The following is a 17,812-nucleotide window of genomic DNA, read 5'->3' on the forward strand; positions in this document are numbered from 1 at the left end:
GGGAGGGGGACCATCCGAAGGATGGTGGAGGGGGCGGAACGGCCCTGCCCGCTTCCAGCGATGAAGGTCGGGGCCTGTTGCTGAAGTCGAGTCTTGGTGCCGCCCCCTCCACCGCGCAGCCTGTCCTCGGGATCGCCAGAGGCGATACCCGTGGGCGGTCCCCCTCCCCCGCCGGCGGGGGAGGATTACTCTGGGTCGAAGGCTACGCCTCGCTGTGGGGCACAGCCGACCTGAACGGGGACGTGGTGGCCAAGGGCGCCTTCGCCGCCAGTCTGGCCAAGTCGGGCGCGGGCGGGGTGCGGATGCTGCATCAGCACGAGAGCCGGGCGGTGGTCGGCGTCTGGGACGAGATGGTCGAGGACGAGCGCGGCCTGCGGGTGCGCGGGCGCATCCATGACTGGTCGGCCGAGGCGCGCTACGCCCAGGCATTGAGCCGGGCGGGGGCGCTGGACGGGCTGTCGATCGGCTTCCGCGCAGCGAAGGCGCGGCGCGACGGGCGCCTGCGGGTGCTGAGCGCGGTGGAGTTGTGGGAGGTGTCGCTGGTGACCTTCCCCATGCTGCCGGGGGCGCGATTTCAGTTGTCGCGGTCGTAGTGGGCGCGGCCTTCCCGGCGGAGGTCTTCGAGGGACTGGCCATCCCGAGGCGTGATGTAGGCTACCGCCGGAGCGGAGTCATTCGCGCATCGGGCTGTCGTGATTTCAGCCTCTCGGAGGAGATTGAAGCCGCCTTGGTCGTTGCGGCGCAGCTTCCAGCGGCGAGAGCCCAGATCGTGGCGGAAATGGGTGTGTTGAACGCTCAGGACCGTTAGCCGTCCAGGGCGAACGTCGCCGGAATGAATGCGCCTGATGTCCAGATCGATGATCCAGGGCCAACTGATGATGATGCAGTCGTCACAGGGGCCCATCACGGTCGGTGTTTGTGAAACGATGCGGGCCGAGACTTCAGCGTCGTAGCATTCCGCGTCTTGGGCGATGGCGCTGGTCGCACTCCAGGCGGAGGCCGCAGCGATGGCCGAAAGGAAGATAAGCCGTTGGGCGGTGCTGCTACGCATCGGGCTGACCTTATGACGGCAGCGCGGGGAAGGGGCGGCGGCCGGTGGGTTTGGCCTCGGCGACGTAGTGGTCGTGCATCTGACGCAGCCAGTGCCAGAGGGTCACGAGCAGGGCCGCCGTCAGCACAAGAGCATAGGCGGACCAGTAATTGAGAGGCAGGGTCAAGCCGGTCCAGCGGGCCAGGAGGCTGAGAGGGTCGCGCAGGAAGGCCAGGGCCATCAGGGCGAGCGAGATCAGGATGCCGAGAGCCTTGATATGGTGCTCAAGGAGGCGAGGGAGCGGGGCGCCGAAATGAGCGATGGCCGCCTGCAGCTCCTCGGGAAGCGAATCGACGGGCGGCTTTTCGGCGATCCGCAGGGTGTCGGTCAGGGTGGCGGCGTCGGCTTCTTCGGACATCTGCATGCGTTGCAGGGGCGACAGGGCGCGACGGCGCGCCTTCTTGGCCGGCCGCATCACCAGACCGATGACGAAGGGCAGGACGGCGCTGCTCAGAAGGATCAGCGCCGGCAGGGCCGCCAGCAGGCCCGGGCCGCCGTCCGTTTCGGCATGATTGCTGACGGCGATGGCGGTGATCGGCACGAACGGCACGCACAGCCAGGCCAGCTTGAGCAGCCAGGAGCGTTCAATCGTGTCCATGAGGCGAGAGGCGGGCGGGGTCATGGCTCTAGCGACGGCGCTCGTTCTGGCTTTTCGACGTGTCGATCTCGCGGATCAGAGCGCCCTGGACGCCCCAGATCTTGTCGCCCGCGGCGATGTAGATCGGCAGGCGGTTCAGCAGGGACAGGAAGACGTGGATCTCAAGCGGCTGCGGTGCGACGACGACATTGGTGACGAGGCCGACGGGCTGGCCGTTCTGGCCTGACTGGCGGCGGTCCAGGTCGAGGCAGCCGCCGGAGAGCTGCTCGCGTTTTTCGACGGCGCGGCCGTCGGCGCTGACGTGGAAGCGGTAGTGGCCGCCCATCGGCACCTTGTTCGCGTCGGTGGTCGAGGCCAGCAGCCAGACCAGCCAGCCGTCGCCGTCGGGATCGTCCAGCACCACGGCGTTGTAGCGGGCGGCGCAGCGCAGGGCGCCGATGCCGGCGGCGGCGGTGTTGCGCGCGTAATAGCGCACAGCTTGATCGTCGGGCAGGGCGGCGTCGGCCGCATCGATGACGGCGCCGGCGCGGCCGGTCTTGTCGACCAGGATGTCGTAGCCGGGGCGTGGGGCGGCCGGGTCGCCGACGAGGAAGCGCACCAGTTGGTCCTCGCCGTTCGGGACCACGATCCAGCCGATCAGGCCCTCGGGCGGCTTGCCGCCGAAGCGGGCGAGCAGGGCGTCGGTGGCGCGGGCGGCGGCGCGGTCCTGGAAGAAGATCGAGGAGCCGACGGCGCCGGTCTGCATCAGCGGCCAGGCCTCGACCTGGGGCGGGGGCGCGTCGTCGGCGGGCCGAACGGGAAGGGCTTGGGCGGCGGAGGCGAGGCCCAGCGACAGGGCGGCGAACAGAGACATCAACAACGGCCGCATGGGCGTTCCTTTTCAGGGGCGTCCCGCGCGGCGGCTGGAACAGGGCGCGACTCGATGCGAGCCGCGCGCCGAACGTAACCGCGAACCGCGGTTCTTCAAGCGGAGAGAGCATGAAAGAGACCAAGACCGCATCGGGCAATCCCGAGGCGCGCGCCGCCATGCATGAGATGATGGCGGCGTTCGAGGCGTTCAAAGGGGCCAACGACGCCCGTCTGGACGAGATCGAGAAGAAGGCGTCGGCGGACGCGCTGCTGGAGGAGAAGGTGGCGCGCATCGATCAGGCGGTGGCGGGGGCTCAGGCGCGTCTCGACCGTGCGCTGAGCGAGGGGCGCAGGCCCATGGTCGAGGGCGGCGTCGCCCCCTCCACCGCTTCGCGGTCTCCCTCCCCATTTCATGGGGAGGAAAAGAGCGCCTGGGACGGCTATATGAAGTCGGGTCAGTCCTATGGGCTGGAGCTGAAGGCGGGGCTGTCGTCGGCGTCGAACTCGGCCGGCTATGTCGTGCCGCCGGAGACGGAGCGGGCGATCGAGCGACGCCTGATGGCGGGGTCGCCGATGCGCGAGATCGCCACGGTGCGCACGGTCGGTTCGGGCGTGTTCAGGAAGCCGGTGTCGACGGCGGGGGTGACGGCGGGCTGGGTGGCCGAGACGGCGGCGCGACCCGAGACGGACCCGGCGACGCTGAGCCTGCTGGAGTTCTCGTCGGCGGATCTCTACGCCTGTCCGGCGGCGACGCAGTCCTTGCTGGACGATGCTCTGATCGACCTGGACGAATGGCTGGCGGCCGAGGTCGAGGACGCCTTTGCGGCGCAGGAGACGGCGGCCTTCGTCAACGGCGACGGGGTGAACAAGCCCAAGGGCTTCCTGGCCTATGCGACGGCGACGGAGGGCACCCAGACCTGGGGCCAGATCGGCACGACAGCCTCGGGCGCTGCGGGCGCTTTCGCCGCGACCAATCCGGCGGACAGGCTGATCGACCTGATCTATGCGCCCAAGGCCCAGTATCGGCCGAACGGGCGCTTCGTGATGAACCGACGCACGGTCTCGTTGGTGCGTAAGTTCAAGGACGCGGACGGCAACTATATCTGGTCGCCGGCGACGCGGCCGGGCGAGACGGCCAGCTTGCTGGGCTATCCGGTCACCGAGATCGAGACCATGCCGGATGTGGCGGCCAACAGCCTGTCGATCGCGTTCGGCGACTTCTCGCGCGGCTATCTGATCGTCGATCGCGCGGGGGTGCGGGTGCTGCGCGACCCCTATTCGGCCAAGCCCTATGTGCTGTTCTACACGACCAAGCGCGTGGGCGGCGGGGTGCAGAACTTCGACGCGATCAAGCTGATGAAGTTCGCGGCCTCGTAGAGGCTGGCGACTGAAGCTGAGCCCTCTCCCGGCGGGAGAGGGCTTGAGCCTCGGAGAGCCGAAGGCGATCCGTCAGGCGACCCGAAGGGCGGCGCGAAGCAGCCAAAGGGTGAGGGGCTGAGGGTTCAGTCGGCGTGAGCCGCTGCGCGACGGCTTACGCCGACGGACGCCGGGAACCCTCATCCGGCCCTTCGGGCCACCTTCTCCCATCGGGAGAAGGGAAGCAGAAAACACACGGAGATTTCAAATGAGCGCACCCGTGACCCTCACGGAGGCGAAGCTGTTCCTGCGCGTCGAGCATGAGGCGGAGGATGGGCTGATCCAGACCCTGATCGACGCGGCAAGAGCGCGGGTGGAGGGGGAGGTCGGCTTGAGCCTGGCCTCGACCTCGGCGGCGCCGCTGCGGTTGGCGGTGCTGATGCTGGTGCTGCGGGCCTATGAGCGCGGCGAGGGCGAGATGAGCGTGGCGCCGGTCGAGGGGTGGATCGCGCCCTATCGCGTGGTGCGGCTGTGAAGGTCGTGGCGTCGCTGGTGCGGCCGGTGGAGGCGGAGACGCCCTATGGCGGGCGGGTCGTCAGCTATGAGCCGGTCGGGTCGTTGTGGTTGGCGCTCGGCGTCCGAAGGCGACGCGAGCGGACGGAAGCCGGCGTGACGCGCGGGGTGGAGACGCTGAGCGCCACGGTGCGGGCCGATCCGAGGCTGGCCGAGGGGCTGATCGCGCGGTTCGGCGGGGCGGACTGGGGCCTGGTCGGGATCGAGGCCGATCCTAAGGCGGCGGGGCGGGTGCGTCTGAACCTGGAGCGGGCGCGATGAGGGATCATGAGGGGGCGCTGGTGAAGGCGCTGATCGCCTGGCTGAAGGGCGACGCGGCGCTGCAGGCGCTGTTGGGCGACCCGGTGCGTATCTGGGACCAGCCGTCGGAGGAGGCGGCGTTTCCGCATCTGCTGATCGGAAAGTGCGAGAGCAGGGCGGTGAACGCCGACGGCGGCGGGGTCGAGCATCGGCTGACCCTGACCTGCGCCAGTCGGTTTGCGGGGATGGAGGAGGCGCGGGCGGTTGCGGCGGCGGCAAGGGCGCGGGTGGCGGATGCGCCGGTCGAGGCCGACGGGGTGAAGGCGGTCAGCCTAGGCGTGACCTTTACCGACGTGTTCCGCAGCGCGGATTTGAAACGGGGCCAGACACGAGCTTGGGCGGTGATGCGGCTGCGGGCCGTGACGGAAGAGATCTAGCGCGGCTCGAGGCGGGCTGACGCGATCCTCCCCTGCGCAGCGGGGGAGGGGGACCATGCGGAGCATGGTGGAGGGGGCGGCTGCGGGCGGTGCGTGGGGTTCGCCCCCTCCACCGCTTCGCGGTCCCCCTCCCCCGTCGCTGCGCGACAAGGGAGGATTGAAGAAATGACGGCGCAACGCGGCAAGGACATCTTGCTGAAGATCGAGGGCGCAGCGGGCGTCTTTACGACCGTGGCGGGGCTGAGGGCGCGGACGATTTCGCTGAACGCCAAGACGGTGGACGCAACGGACGGCGACAGCGCCGGACGGTGGCGCGAGCTGCTGGCCGGGGCCGGGGTGAAGTCGGCGGCGGTGTCGGGGCAGGGGATTTTCCGCGACGCGGCGTCGGACGCCCTGATCCGCGAGGCCTTCTTTGAACAGGCGGCGAAGACATGGCGGCTGATCGTGCCGGACTTCGGCGTGCTGGAGGGGGCCTTCCTGGTGGCGGCGCTGGAATACGCCGGCGAGCATGAGGGCGAGGCGAGCTTTGCGCTGAGCCTGGCGAGCGCGGGCGAGATCGGGTTCTCGGCGCTGTGACGGCGAACGGCGTGCGGGGCGAGGCGGTCGCGGTGCTGGCGGGGGCGGAGCGGAGGCTGTGTCTGACGCTGGGGGCGCTGGCCGAGATCGAGACGGGGTTGGGCACAGCCGGGATGGCGGCGTTGGCTGAGCGGATGCGGGCCTTGTCGGCGCGGGATCTGATGGTGGTGCTGGCGGCCCTGCTGCGCGGCGGGGGCGAGGGTGTGTTGGCGGACGGGCTGGCGGGGGCCGCCGTTGATCCGCGCGAGGCGGCGGAGGCGGTGGCGAAGGCGTTTGCGGCGGCCGCCTGATGACGCCCTGGGGAGAGATGATGCAGGCGGCGGCGCGGATGGGCGTGGGGCCGGAGGGGTTCTGGCGGCTGTCGCTGAAGGAATGGCGGATGCTGACGGCGGGGCCGGTTCAGGCGGCGCCGTTGGGGCGCAGCGAGCTGGAGCGGATGGCCGGGTTGTGGCCGGATGACATGATCCTCCCCTGCGAAGCGGGGGAGGGGGACCAGGCGCAGCATGGTGGAGGGGGCGAGGAGGGGCGCGGCGCTTCGGGGCTGCCCCCTCCACCGCCTGACGGCGGTCCCCCTCCCCCGTCGCTGCGCGACAAGGGAGGATTGATTTGACCGACAGTTTCAGGCCGGACGGGCTGGACGCCGTGCCGGTGAAGGCGGCCGAGGCGGCGCAAGCGCTGGAGGCGCTTAGGGAGCCGGCGGAGCGGGCGGCGGCCTCGATCGAGGAGGCGTTCGGGCGTGCGGGCGAGAGCCTGACGCGGTCGCTGACGCGGGCGGCGGCGGACGGGGAGGTGACGCTGGCCGAACTGGCGCGGGCGGTGCTGAACGCGGTCAATGCTGCGGCGGGATCGGGCGGCAAGGGCGGCCTGTCGGATGCGATTTCGGCGGTGATGAACAGCTTCGGCGGGGCGCGGGCGGAGGGCGGGCCGGTGTTGGGCGGCGGGGCCTATCTGGTCGGGGAGCGCGGGCCGGAGGTGTTTCGACCGGCGGGCGCGGGCAGCATCGAGGCGCTGGGCGGCGGCGCCGGTGTCACGGTCAATGTCAGCGTGGACGGCGGGGCGCAGGGCTTGCTGCGGTCCGAGGCGCAGATCGCGCGGATGCTGGCGCGGGCGACGGCCCTGGGCGCGAGAAGGATGTAGCTGCGCTCAAGCAGCGAGCCGCCGTGCGGGTCGCGATAGCGCCAGAATAATGAGACTCAAGCAGCGAGCCGCCGCGCGGGTCGCGATAGCGCCAGAATAATGAGGCTCAAGCAGCGCGGCGCCGTGCGCCGAGCGATAGCCTCAAAAGAAGAAGGGGCGCTCGGAAGAGCGCCCCTTTTGGAAGTCCTATTCGCCCTTGGGATTGGGGCCGTACTGATTGTCGCCGCGCTGGCTGTCGCCGATGCCGAGCCAGAGCCAGAAGCCGAGGCTGACGAGCATGGCCAGGAACATGAGGCCGAAGGAGGCGCCGCCCGTAGCGAGCAGGGTTTCCGGATCCATGTTTTGCATGGCGTTGGGGTCGGTGATGACCGCGAGGCCGAAGGCGGCGACCATCATGCCCATGGCGGCGTACCAGAGCGCCCAGGGGATGACGACCAGCCAGCCCGGCTTGCCCATGTCGTGGAAGCGTTTGAAGCCCACCGCGAGGTGGGGGACCAGAAGAACCAGGCCGAGAATGAAGCTGGCCTTCGGGACGAAGTTGGAGACGATGCCCAGGCCCACAAGGATGGCCCAGCTGATCCAGAAGTGCTGGCGGCGCAGGCGGCCCTTGAACGAGAACAGGGCGCTCTTGATGTCGTAGCCGCCGCCGGTGTCGCGGGCGACATAGGACGAGTGGGCGGCCTGGCCGAAGGCGGCGGCGGGATCGCCCGCCAGCACCATGACCTGGGTCGCCTCGAGGCCTTCCGGCACGAAGTCGACGCGGGCGCCGGCGCGGATGGTTCCGCCCGCCTGGATGGCCGAACGGGCGAAGCCGTAGCGGAGGCTGTCGTCGCCGCTGATCAGGCCCGTGCCCGACACGTCGTCATAGCTGAGAATTTCACCGCGCACTCGGAAGTCTCCCTGATCTGAACGGCCCCCGGCCGCTTGGAAGCGAGCATGACCGAGCAGCGGTTTCCAGACAAGCCGAAGCGTGGCCTTAAGGCCGGTTTTTAAGAACGAATCTCAATATGGGTCAGAGTCGCTTCGGCGAGGGACCGTAGGGGTTCGGGTGCGGCTGAGAGGGAATGCAGGCGATGACCAGCATGAAGATCCCGCCGACATAGGGAATGAAGGTCAGCAGATAGAGCCAGCCGTTGAGGCCGACGTCGTGCAGGCGGCGCACCGACAGGCTGATCCCCGGGATGGCCAGGAACAGGATCCATAGCGCCGACAGCACCGTCATCGCCGCCGCGAGGGGAAAGAGGGCCTCGTTGTCGTCGGCCAATCCAATGATGGTGAAGAGGGGCACGAAGGCCGCCATCGTCGTCAGCCAGGCGAACAGGACGAAGGACCAGTACTCCAGACGCCGGGCGCGGCCGTCGCCGTCGATGTACTTCTGGCGGATGCAGCGGACGAAATAGGCCCATATGCCGAGCGGCGCCTCGGCTGGCGCGAAGGCCGAGGCCGGCAGGCCGCGCTCCTGTACCTGCAGCGGGATGATCTGGGAGGCGCGGTCGTCGAGCGGCACGAAATCGACGCGCAGACCGGGAACCGGCTCCTGGCGTCCGCCCACGTCGCTGCGCGCGAACCGATAGCGCGCCAGGTCGTCGCCGCTGATCAGGCCCTCGCCGCTGACGACGTCGTAGCTGAGAATTTCACCGCGCATGAACGCCCCCCGATCGCGGTCGGACTGACCACCCTCGGTCACTGGACGGGCTGCTGCGAAAAATCAAGATAACGGGAGTCTTTGATGGCCTTTCACGAGGTGCGCCTGCCCGCGCGGCTGGCGTTCGGATCGACCGGCGGGGTCGAGCGGCGGACCGAGATCACGACGCTGGGGTCCGGGTTCGAGCGACGCTCGACGCCCTGGGCCGAGGGGCGCAGGCGCTATCTGATCGGGGCGGGACTGCGGTCGCTGGACGACATGGCGGCGCTGACGGCCTTCTTCGAGGCGCGGCGTGGGCGGCTGTTCGGGTTCCGGTTCCGCGACTTCGCCGACTTCAAGAGCTGCGCGCCGGGCGAGGCCGTCGCGGCCACGGACCAGAGGATCGGGACCGGCGACGGGGCACGGCGGACCTATCGGCTGAGCAAGGCCTATGGCGACCATGCGCGACGCATCAACAAGCCGGTCGAAGGCTCGGTGCGGGTGGCGGTGAACGGCGTCGAGACGGGCGCCTTCGTGCTGGATCACCTGACCGGGGAGGCGACGCTGGCGACGCCGCCGGCGTCGGGGGCGGCGGTGACGGCGGGCTTTGTCTTCGACACGCCGGTGCGGTTCGACGCCGACCGGATCGAGGTGACGCTGGAGAGCTTCGGCGCGGGGCGGATGGTGGCGATGCCGTTGATCGAGGTGAGGGTCTAGGCATGCGCGACATACCGCAGGAACTGGCCGCCCGCATCGAGAGCGGGGCGGCGACGCTGTGCCATGCCTGGGTGCTGAGGCGGGCGGACGGCGAGGCGATGGGCTTCACCGACCATGACCGCGATCTGAGCGTGGACGGCGTGGTCTGTCGAGCGGGCAGCGGCTGGACGGCGGGCGCGGGCGAAGGCGCGGTCGGACTGGCGGCGGGAGGCCTGTCGGCGTCGGGCGGTCTGGACGACGCGGCGATCACCGAGGGCGACATCGCGGCGGGCCTTTATGACGGGGCGCGGGTCGAGCTGTGGCGCGTGGACTGGGCGCGGCCGGAGTTTGCGGTGCGGCTGTGGGGCGGGACGCTGGCGCGCATCCGAAGGGAAAACGGAGGCTTCGTCGCCGATCTGGACGGGCCGATGGCGGTGCTGGAGCGGGTGGTGGGTCGGACCTATGGCCGGACCTGCGACGCGGTGCTGGGCGATGCGCGGTGCGGGTTGAGCGTCGAGGCGATCGCCGGGCGGCGCTGCGACAAGCGCTGGGCGACCTGCGTCGGGCGGTTCGGCAACGGCGTCAACTTCCAGGGCTTTCCCGACATTCCGGGCGACGACTTCATCGCCGCGCGACCGGCGGACGGCGGGCGCCACGACGGCGGGAGCCGGCGATGAGGGCGGACGTGATCGCCGCCGCGCGCGGCTGGCTGGGGACGCCCTATCGGCATCAGGCCAGCGTGAAGGGCGAGGGCGCGGACTGTCTGGGCCTGGTGCGCGGGGTGTGGCGCGAGGTGGTGGGCGAGGAGCCGGAGGCGCCGCCGCCCTATCGCCCCGACTGGGCCGAGGTCGGGGGCGAGGAGACGCTGTGGGCGGCGGCGCGACGGCGGCTGATCGAGATTGCGCCGGAAGCGGCGCGGCCCGGCGACGTGCTGCTGTTCCGCATGAGCGAGGGCTGTGCGGCCAAGCACTGCGCCATCCTGAGCAATGATGACGGGCCGGAATGGAAGATGATCCACGCCTACTGGGGACGGTCGGTGGTGGAAAGCTGGATGGGGCCGTGGTGGCGGCGAAGACTGGTCGCGGCGTTCCGCTGGCCGCAGGAGACGTGAATGGCGCAGGTCGTTCTGAGCAATCTGGGCCAGCAGATCGGCGGGCCGATCGGGTCCTTCATCGGCTCGACCATCGGGCGGGTCATCGACAACCGGGTGATCGCCAGCCTGTCGCCAGCGCGGCAGAAGGGGCCGCGACTGGAGGCGTTGAACCTGCAGTCCTCGGCGGACGGGGCGCCGATGGCCTGCGTGTTCGGGCGGGCGCGGGTGGTCGGTCAGGTGATCTGGGCCGCGCGATTTCTGGAGAAGCGCAACGAGCGGTCGGGCGGCAAGGGCGGGCAGAGGACGGTCGAATACGCCTATTCGTTGAGCTTCGCCGTGGCCCTGGGCGAAGGGCCGATCGACGGGGTGGGGCGGGTCTGGGCCGACGGCCAGCCGCTGGACCTGACGGGCGTGACGATGCGGGTGCATCGCGGGACGGCGGACCAGACGCCGGACCCGCTGATCGAGGCGGTGGAAGGGGAAGCGCCGGCGTTTCGCGGCACGGCCTATGCGGTGTTCGAGGATCTGCCGCTGGGGCCGTTCGGCAATCGGGCGCCGCAGCTGGCCTTCGAGGTGTTTCGCCGCGCGCCGGGCGAGGGGCGGCTGGAGGATATGCTGGAAGGCGTCTGCCTGATCCCCGGCGCGGGGGAGTTCTGTCTGGCGACCGAGGCGGTGATGCGTCGCGAGGGACTGACGCGGACCAGGCCGGAGAACGTGCATCACGCCGAGGGGCGGGCGGACCTGCTGGTGTCGCTGGACCAGTTGAAGGCCCAGGCGCCGAAACTGAAGCGGGTCAGTCTGGTGGTCGGCTGGTTCGGCGACGACATGCGGGCGGGCGCGTGCCGCATCCGGCCGGGGGTGGAGAACCGCACCAAGACGACCGAGCCGCTGACATGGAAGGTCGCGGGTCTGGAGCGGGCCGCGGCGCATCTGATTTCAGAGGTCGATGACGGCCAGGGCGGCGTAGGGCCGGCCTATGGCGGGACGCCGTCGGATGACAGCGTGCGGCAGGCGATCCGGGCGCTGAAAAGCCGTGGGCTGGAGGTGACCCTCTATCCCTTCGTCTTCATGGACTGCGACGGCTATCCCTGGCGAGGACGGATCACGGGGGGCGATGGGGCGGGGGCGGCGGCCGAGGTCGCGGCCCTGTTCGGCGACGCCGACGGCTGGGGGCTGAGGCGGCTGGCGCTGCACTATGCAGGGATCGCGGCCGAGGAGGGCGCGGACGGTCTGCTGATCGGCTCGGAGATGCGGGGGCTGACGGGGACGCGGGATGCGGGCGGCGGCTTTCCGGCCGTGGCCCAGTTCCGGGCGCTGGCGGCGGAGTGCCGGGCGGTGGTCGGGGCGGAGGTGAAGCTGTCCTACGCCGCCGACTGGTCCGAGTATTTCGGGCGGCAGACGGGCGGCGAGGTGCGGTTTCATCTGGACCCTTTGTGGGCCGATCCCGAGATCGATTACGTCGGCGTCGACTGGTATCCGCCGCTGGGCGACTGGCGCGAGGGGGACTGGCGCGACGGGGGCGGCGGGCTGGACGCCGAGGCGGGGTTCCGGGGGCCGGCCTCGCCCGACTATCTGGCCGAACAGGTGGCGGGGGGCGAGGGCTATGACTGGTATTACGCCACGGACGCGGACCGGGCGGCCCAGGCAAGGACGCCCATCGCCGACACGGCGCATGGCGAGACCTGGGTGTTTCGGCCCAAGGACCTAAAGGGGTGGTGGTCGAACCCGCACCATGAGCGGATCGGCGGGGTTCGCAGCGCGACGCCGACGGACTGGATTCCGGGGATGAAGCCGATCCGGCTGACCGAGTTCGGCTGCGCGGCAGTGGACCGGGGCGGCAATGCGCCCAACCTGTTCCAGGATCCCAAGAGCAGCGAGAACGCCCTGCCGCCGTTTTCGACGGGGGAGCGCGACGACCGGATGCAGCGGCGGGCGCTGGAGGCGGTGTTGAAGCATTTCGCCAAGGCCGAGAACAATCCGATGTCGCCGCTCTATGGCGGGGCGATGCTGGACGGCGCCGATGCCTGGTGCTGGGACGCGCGGCCCTATCCGGCGTTTCCGGCGCTGAAGGCGGTCTGGGCCGACGCCGGGGCCTGGCGCGCCGGTCACTGGCTGAACGGGCGGATGAGCGGCGAGGCGGTCGATCTGGTCGCGGCGGTGCTGAGACGCGGGGGGCTGGGGGACGAGGATTTCGCCGTCGGGGCGCTGGAGGGCGAGGCGGCGGGCTATGTGATCGACCGGCCGATGCGGACGCGCGACGCGCTGGAGCCGCTGCTGGCCGCGTTTGGCGCGACGGCGGCGGAGCGCGACGGCCGGGTGGCGGTGGCGGGCGACGAGGCTGCGGTGCTGACCCTGACGACGGAGACGCTGGCCCTGCCGGAGGACGGCGCGAGCCTGGCGGCGGACCGGACGCTGGAGCCGAGGCCGAGCGCGGCGCGGGTCCGCTTCATCGACGAGACGGCGGATTATCAGACCGGCTCGGTGGTGGCGCGGGCCGAACAGGGCGGCGACGGCGGCGGGTTGGACGCCGACCTGCCGGTGGTGTGCGACGCCGAACTGGCGACGACCGTGGCGCGCCGGGCGCTGGCGACGGGTGGGGAGGGCGAGCGGCTGACCGCGCGCCTGGGGCCGCTGGAGGCCTTGCGACTGGAGCCGGGCGATACGGTGGAGGTCGAGGGCCGCGCGGGCGAATGGCGGGCGGCGCGGCTGGACTGGGACGAGCAGCCGACGGCGACGCTGGAGCCGGTGGTGCGGTTGGCGCCTGGCGAGGCGACGCCTGACTGGCGGCCCGGCGAGCCGCCGACGGTCACGGGCGCGCCCTTCCTGCGGCTGCTGGATCTGCCGCCCATTCCGGGATTTGGGCCAGGCGCGGAGGCGGACGGGCGGCCCGTGGCCGTGGTGGCCGCAGAGCCGTGGCGGCCGATGACGCTGCATGGGGGGCAGGACGCGGCGACGCTGACGCCGCGCGCGAGTGTTGCGCAGCCGGCGACGGTCGGGGTGCTGATCGAGCCGCTGACGCGCGGCGTGCTGGGGCGCTGGGACGAGACCAATGCGATCATCGTTCGGATCGAGGGCGCGGCGCCGCAGAGCTTGTCGGGCGCAGCGGTGCTGGGCGGCGGCAATGCGCTGGCGGTCGAGACGGCGGCGGGCTGGGAGGTGGTGCAGTATCGCCGTGCCGAACTGGTCGGCGGCGCGGTCTGGCGGCTGACCGGCCTGTTGCGCGGGCAGCAGGGGACGGAGGCGGCGACGGCGGCGGGCGCGGCGCCTGGCGGGCTGGTCATGGCGCTGGATCGGGACCTGCCGCGCGTGGAGATGAGCGCGGGCGAGCGGGGTCTGCCGCGCCTGTGGCGGGCGGGGCCTGCGGGCGCGCCGCCAGGCGGGGCGGGGTTTGCGGAGGTCGCCTTCACCTGGACGGACCGAGCGGCGCGGCCCTGGCGACCGGCGCATCTGCGGGCGGCGGCCGAGGGCGGCGGACGGCGACTGACCTGGACGCCGCGTGTGCGGATGGGCGGCGACCGCTGGGACCTGGAGCCGGCCGAGGTCGATCCGCGCCGGTTCCGGGTGCGGGTTCTGGACTACGGCGTGGAGAAGCGCGTCTGGGAGGTCGAGGGGGTGGGGGCGACATATCCGGCGGCGCAACTGGCGGCCGATTTTCCCGGCGGTGTGGGCGAAGGCGCGCGGATCGGCGTGGCGCAGTGGGGCGACGGCTATGGTTGGGGGGCGGAGGCGGTCGCGCGGCTATGAGACTCTGGGCGCAGCGAAGTGACGCGGGCTCTTAACCGTTTGACGTCGCGTCGCCCCCTCCACCGCTACGCGGTCCCTCTCCCCATGGAATGGGGAGGAAAGGGGGAGGCGTGCTGCTTTCCTCCCTGTCGCGTAGCGATGGGGAGGTGGCGCGGGCGCGAAGCGACCGTGACGGAGGGGGCGGCTCGACGCTTGGGCAAGGTGAGGCTTTGTGCCATCGCCCCTTTCAGCCGAGGGGCGCATGGCTTAACTGACGCTCTGGTCTTTTCTGATCTCGGAGCAAACTCGACGTGGCTGGCGATCCCTATAAGGAACTGGGCGTTGCCAGGGGCGCGAGCGCGGACGAGGTCAAGAAGGCGTTCCGCAAGCTGGCCAAAGAGCTGCACCCGGACAAGAACCCGGGCGACAAGGTTTCCGAGGAGCGGTTCAAGCGCATCACCGCCGCCTTCGACCTGCTGGGCGACGCCGAGAAGCGGGCCAAGTATGATCGCGGCGAGATCGACGCTGACGGGCGCGAGCAGTTCCGTGCGCCTCCGGGCGGCGGCGGGCGCTCGGGCGGCTTTGGCGGATTCGGCGGTTCGGGCGGCCGCGGCGGGTTCGAGGATATCGACCTGGAAGAACTGTTCGGCGCCTTTGGCGGCGGCGGGCGCACGGCGGGGCGCGGCGGCTTTGGCGGCAAGGGCCAGGACGTGCGGGCCACGCTGGACATCAGTCTGGAGGACTCCATCGCCGGGACGACCCGCCGCATCCAGTTCTCGGACGGACGGATGCTGGACGTGGCCATTCCCAAGGGGGCGTCCGAGGGTCAGGTGATCCGGCTGAAGGGCCAGGGCGCGCCGGGACGGGGCGGTCAGGCGGGCGATGCCCTTATCGAACTGAAGATCGCGCCGCATCCGGTGTTCAAGCGCGACGGCGCGGACCTGACCATGGATCTGCCGGTGTCGGTCCCCGACGCGGTGCTGGGCGGCAAGATCCAGGTGCCGACGCCTGAGGGCGCGGTGATGATGACGATTCCCAAGGGCTCGAACAGCGGCAAGATGCTGCGGCTCAAGGCGCGCGGCGCCTATGCCGCCGGCAAGCGCGGCGACCTGCTGGCGAAGCTGGTGGTGACGCTGCCGGAAACGCCGGACGACGACCTGATCCGTTTCGCGACCGAGTGGCGCGACAAGCGCCCCTACAAGCCCGGACGCTGAGCCGACCCCTACTCTCCTCCCAAGCTGGATACGACGACGATGATCGCCAAGCCTGACGCCAAGCCTGCTCGCCCGTGGTTCTCCGCCGGTCCGACGGCCAAGCGTCCGGGGTGGTCGCTGGCGGGGCTGCCGACCAATCTGCTGGGCCGCGGCATCCGCACGCCGGCGGTGGTGGAGCGGTTCGCCTATGGCTTGCAACTGACGCGCGAAATCCTGGCTCCGCCCGAGGACTATGTGCTGCTCTATACGCCGGGTTCGGACACGGGCGCAGTCGAGGCGGCGCTGTGGGGGATGCTGGGCGAGCGGCCGGTGCAGGTCGTGGCCTATGAGAATTTCGGCCAGGTCTGGGCGACCGACGTGCGCGATCACCTGAAGCTGGAGCCCGAGGTGCTGACCGCGCCCTGGGGCGAACTGCCGGACATGACGAAGGTCGATCCCAACAAGGACGTGGTGTTTCCGTGGAACGGCACGACCTCGGGCGTGCGCGTCGCTGACGCCGACTGGATCGCCGACGACCGCGAGGGTCTGACCATCTGCGACGCGACTTCGGCGGCCTTTGCCATGGACCTGCCGTGGGACAAGCTGGATGTGACCACCTTCAGCTTCCAGAAGGCGTTGGGCGGCGAGGCGGGCATCGGGGTCATGGTGCTGTCGCCGCGCGCCGTGGCGCGGCTGGACAGCTATCGGCCCGAGCGGTCGATCCCCAAGGTGCTGCGCCTGACCGACAAGAAGGGTTTTGACCGGACGCTGGCGGACGGGGTGGTGATCAACACCTATTCGATCCTGACCATCGAGGACTGGATCGACGCCCTGGAGTGGGCCAAGGGCGCGGGCGGTCTGAGCGAACTGATCCGGCGCACGGACCGGAATTACGCGGCGCTGGCGGAATGGGTGGAGCGGACCGAATGGGTCGCCTTCCTGCCCGACCGGCCCGAAGTCCGCTCGACCACCTCGGTCTGCCTGAAGTTCACCGACCCGCGCATCGCGGCGATGGATGAGGCCAGGCAGAAGGTTTTCGTCAAACGATTCAAGGCCTTGCTGGAAGGTGAGGGGGCCGTGTTCGACATGGAGCCGCACCGTTACGCCCCGCCGGGCCTGCGTCTGTGGTGCGGTTGCACGGTCGAGACGGCCGATGTCGTGGCCGCGACGCCCTGGCTGGAATGGGCGTTCAAGACGGCGGCAGCGGAGCTGACGGCCGAGGCGGCCTGATATTTCCTTCGCTTCGGGGCGACTCCGGACGATTCAGGAGCTATAGGCTCCCACCGCATTCTGGATTGCGGAGAAACGATCTTGGCGAACGTCGCAGTAGTCGGCGCCCAATGGGGCGACGAGGGCAAGGGCAAGATTGTCGACTGGTTGTCGAACCGGGCCGACATGGTCGTGCGGTTCCAGGGCGGCCATAACGCCGGCCATACGCTGGTCGTCGACGGCAAGGTTTACAAGCTGGCGCTGCTGCCTTCGGGCGTGGTGCAGGGCAAGCCCTCGATCATCGGCAACGGCGTGGTCGTCGATCCCTGGCATCTGGTCGGCGAGATCGAGAAGATCGTCGCCCAGGGCGTGGCCATCAGCCCCGACATCCTGACCATCGCCGACAACGCCTGCCTGATCCTGCCGATCCACCCGGCTCTGGACGTGGCGCGCGAAGCCGCCGCCAGCGCGCCCGGCGCCAAGATCGGCACGACCGGCCGCGGCATCGGCCCGGCCTATGAGGACAAGGTGGGCCGTCGCGCCATCCGCGTCTGCGACCTGGCCAACGAAGACGATCTGAAGATCAAGATCGACCGGCTGCGCTCGCACCACGATCCGCTGCGCGCGGGTCTGGGGCTGGAGCCGATCGACCCGGCGGCCCTGCTGGCGCAGCTGCTGGAGATCGCGCCGAAGATCCTGCCCTATGTGAAGCCGGCCTGGCGGGTGCTGGATCAAGCCCAGAAGGACGGCAAGCGCGTGCTGTTCGAGGGGGCGCAGGGCGCCTTCCTGGACGTGGATCACGGCACATATCCCTATGTCACCAGCTCCAACACCGTGGCCGGACAGGCGGCGGCGGGTTCGGGCATCGGACCGCGCGGCGTCGGCTATGTGCTGGGCATCGTCAAGGCCTATACGACCCGCGTCGGCGAGGGTCCGTTCGCCTGTGAGCTGAACGACGAGGTCGGCGAGCATCTGGCCGTCGTGGGCCGCGAGGTCGGCGTGAACACGGGTCGGGCGCGTCGTTGCGGCTGGTTCGACGCAGTTCTGGTGCGTCAGTCGGTGGCGATTAACGGCATCGACGGCATCGCCCTGACGAAGCTGGACGTGCTGGACGGTCTGAAGACGCTGAAGATCTGCGTCGGCTATCGCATCAACGGCGAGGTGCTGGATTACCTGCCCTCCAGCCTGAAGGATCAGGCCTCGGCCGAGCCGGTGTTCGAGGAGCTGGAAGGCTGGACCGAGAGCACGGGCGGGGTGCGGACCTTCAAGGACCTGAACGCCCATGCGCTGAAATACGTGCGTCGGATCGAGGAACTGATCGGGGCGCCGGTGGCCCTGCTGTCGACCAGCCCCGAGCGGGACGACACCATTCTTATGAGAGACCCGTTCCAAGGCTAGGGCTGCAAAAGGCGCGGGGT

The 17,812-nt window shown here is 70.3% G+C and carries 21 protein-coding genes; 16 read left to right on the forward strand and 5 right to left on the reverse strand.

The genetic code is table 11. The features are described from left to right. Positions 1-242 precede the first annotated feature (242 nt). On the forward strand, positions 243-593 hold the full coding sequence (locus AC3IS2_RS02880; protein ID WP_489199172.1) for an HK97 family phage prohead protease: 351 nt from the start codon (positions 243-245) through the stop codon (positions 591-593). Here AC3IS2_RS02880 and AC3IS2_RS02885 read toward each other — a convergent pair. The 3 genes from AC3IS2_RS02885 to AC3IS2_RS02895 are packed head-to-tail and all read right to left on the reverse strand — an operon-like array spanning position 575 to position 2,556. Next, positions 575-1,051, reverse strand: coding sequence for a hypothetical protein (locus tag AC3IS2_RS02885; RefSeq protein ID WP_489199173.1), 477 nt, complete (start codon positions 1,049-1,051; stop codon positions 575-577). The two genes, AC3IS2_RS02880 and AC3IS2_RS02885, sit on opposite strands and share 19 nt — an antisense overlap. 10 nt (positions 1,052-1,061) lie before the next feature. Next, positions 1,062-1,712 carry a hypothetical protein gene (locus tag AC3IS2_RS02890; protein WP_489199174.1) on the reverse strand — a complete coding sequence of 217 codons (651 nt, stop codon included), beginning with the start codon at positions 1,710-1,712 and terminating at the stop codon, positions 1,062-1,064. Between the two features lie 4 nt (positions 1,713-1,716). Continuing rightward, entirely contained in the window at positions 1,717-2,556 is an 840-nt protein-coding gene (locus tag AC3IS2_RS02895) for a hypothetical protein (RefSeq protein ID WP_489199175.1), read from the reverse strand. A 110-nt stretch (positions 2,557-2,666) separates the two neighbouring features. Here AC3IS2_RS02895 and AC3IS2_RS02900 point away from each other — a divergent pair, with 110 nt between their 5' ends. The 8 genes from AC3IS2_RS02900 to AC3IS2_RS02935 all read left to right on the forward strand — a co-directional run bounded on the left by AC3IS2_RS02900 (position 2,667) and on the right by AC3IS2_RS02935 (position 6,856). After that, the gene (locus AC3IS2_RS02900) at positions 2,667-3,914 is read left to right on the forward strand and encodes a phage major capsid protein (RefSeq protein ID WP_489199176.1); all 1,248 of its coding nucleotides are present in this window, start codon (positions 2,667-2,669) and stop codon (positions 3,912-3,914) included. Positions 3,915-4,161: 247 nt separating this feature from the next. Further along, positions 4,162-4,428 carry a head-tail connector protein gene (locus tag AC3IS2_RS02905; protein ID WP_489199177.1) on the forward strand — a complete coding sequence of 89 codons (267 nt, stop codon included), beginning with the start codon at positions 4,162-4,164 and terminating at the stop codon, positions 4,426-4,428. Beyond that, on the forward strand, positions 4,425-4,727 hold the full coding sequence (locus AC3IS2_RS02910; RefSeq protein WP_489199178.1) for a head-tail adaptor protein: 303 nt from the start codon (positions 4,425-4,427) through the stop codon (positions 4,725-4,727). Before AC3IS2_RS02905 ends, AC3IS2_RS02910 begins: the two co-directional genes overlap by 4 nt. Beyond that, entirely contained in the window at positions 4,724-5,143 is a 420-nt protein-coding gene (locus AC3IS2_RS02915) for a DUF3168 domain-containing protein (RefSeq protein WP_489199179.1), read from the forward strand. The genes AC3IS2_RS02910 and AC3IS2_RS02915 overlap by 4 nt, the downstream gene beginning before the upstream one ends. 165 nt (positions 5,144-5,308) lie before the next feature. Further along, positions 5,309-5,719, forward strand: coding sequence for a phage major tail protein, TP901-1 family (locus AC3IS2_RS02920; protein ID WP_489199180.1), 411 nt, complete (start codon positions 5,309-5,311; stop codon positions 5,717-5,719). Beyond that, positions 5,716-6,009, forward strand: coding sequence for a GTA-gp10 family protein (locus AC3IS2_RS02925; RefSeq protein ID WP_489199181.1), 294 nt, complete (start codon positions 5,716-5,718; stop codon positions 6,007-6,009). Before AC3IS2_RS02920 ends, AC3IS2_RS02925 begins: the two co-directional genes overlap by 4 nt. Continuing rightward, a complete protein-coding gene (locus AC3IS2_RS02930) occupies positions 6,009-6,329 on the forward strand; it encodes a phage tail assembly chaperone (RefSeq protein ID WP_489199182.1) in 321 nt (106 codons plus the stop codon). Before AC3IS2_RS02925 ends, AC3IS2_RS02930 begins: the two co-directional genes overlap by 1 nt. Next, positions 6,326-6,856, forward strand: coding sequence for a phage tail tape measure protein (locus tag AC3IS2_RS02935; RefSeq protein ID WP_489199183.1), 531 nt, complete (start codon positions 6,326-6,328; stop codon positions 6,854-6,856). Before AC3IS2_RS02930 ends, AC3IS2_RS02935 begins: the two co-directional genes overlap by 4 nt. A gap of 186 nt (positions 6,857-7,042) precedes the next feature. Here AC3IS2_RS02935 and AC3IS2_RS02940 read toward each other — a convergent pair whose 3' ends face one another. Beyond that, entirely contained in the window at positions 7,043-7,744 is a 702-nt protein-coding gene (locus AC3IS2_RS02940; protein WP_489199184.1) for a DUF805 domain-containing protein, read from the reverse strand. A gap of 124 nt (positions 7,745-7,868) precedes the next feature. Then, a complete protein-coding gene (locus AC3IS2_RS02945; protein WP_489199185.1) occupies positions 7,869-8,501 on the reverse strand; it encodes a DUF805 domain-containing protein in 633 nt (210 codons plus the stop codon). A gap of 84 nt (positions 8,502-8,585) precedes the next feature. Here AC3IS2_RS02945 and AC3IS2_RS02950 point away from each other — a divergent pair, with 84 nt between their 5' ends. From AC3IS2_RS02950 to AC3IS2_RS02980, 7 genes are all read left to right on the forward strand, one after another. Next, positions 8,586-9,197: a phage distal tail protein, Rcc01695 family gene (locus AC3IS2_RS02950; RefSeq protein ID WP_489199186.1), complete on the forward strand. Its 612-nt coding sequence runs from the start codon at positions 8,586-8,588 to the stop codon at positions 9,195-9,197. A gap of 2 nt (positions 9,198-9,199) precedes the next feature. Then, positions 9,200-9,853: a DUF2163 domain-containing protein gene (locus tag AC3IS2_RS02955; RefSeq protein ID WP_489199187.1), complete on the forward strand. Its 654-nt coding sequence runs from the start codon at positions 9,200-9,202 to the stop codon at positions 9,851-9,853. Further along, positions 9,850-10,287, forward strand: coding sequence for an NlpC/P60 family protein (locus AC3IS2_RS02960; protein ID WP_489199188.1), 438 nt, complete (start codon positions 9,850-9,852; stop codon positions 10,285-10,287). The genes AC3IS2_RS02955 and AC3IS2_RS02960 overlap by 4 nt, the downstream gene beginning before the upstream one ends. Next, positions 10,288-14,013: a baseplate multidomain protein megatron gene (locus tag AC3IS2_RS02965; RefSeq protein WP_489199189.1), complete on the forward strand. Its 3,726-nt coding sequence runs from the start codon at positions 10,288-10,290 to the stop codon at positions 14,011-14,013. It begins immediately after the preceding gene. Positions 14,014-14,303: 290 nt separating this feature from the next. Further along, positions 14,304-15,206, forward strand: a complete 903-nt coding sequence (locus AC3IS2_RS02970) for a DnaJ C-terminal domain-containing protein (protein ID WP_489199190.1) — start codon at positions 14,304-14,306, stop codon at positions 15,204-15,206. 39 nt (positions 15,207-15,245) lie between these two features. Continuing rightward, positions 15,246-16,415: a phosphoserine transaminase gene (locus AC3IS2_RS02975; protein ID WP_489199191.1), complete on the forward strand. Its 1,170-nt coding sequence runs from the start codon at positions 15,246-15,248 to the stop codon at positions 16,413-16,415. Between the two features lie 81 nt (positions 16,416-16,496). Further along, a complete protein-coding gene (locus tag AC3IS2_RS02980) occupies positions 16,497-17,792 on the forward strand; it encodes an adenylosuccinate synthase (protein ID WP_489199193.1) in 1,296 nt (431 codons plus the stop codon). The last annotated feature ends 20 nt before the right edge of the window (positions 17,793-17,812 follow it).

The organism is Brevundimonas sp. KH_025 (genome assembly GCF_057839885.1).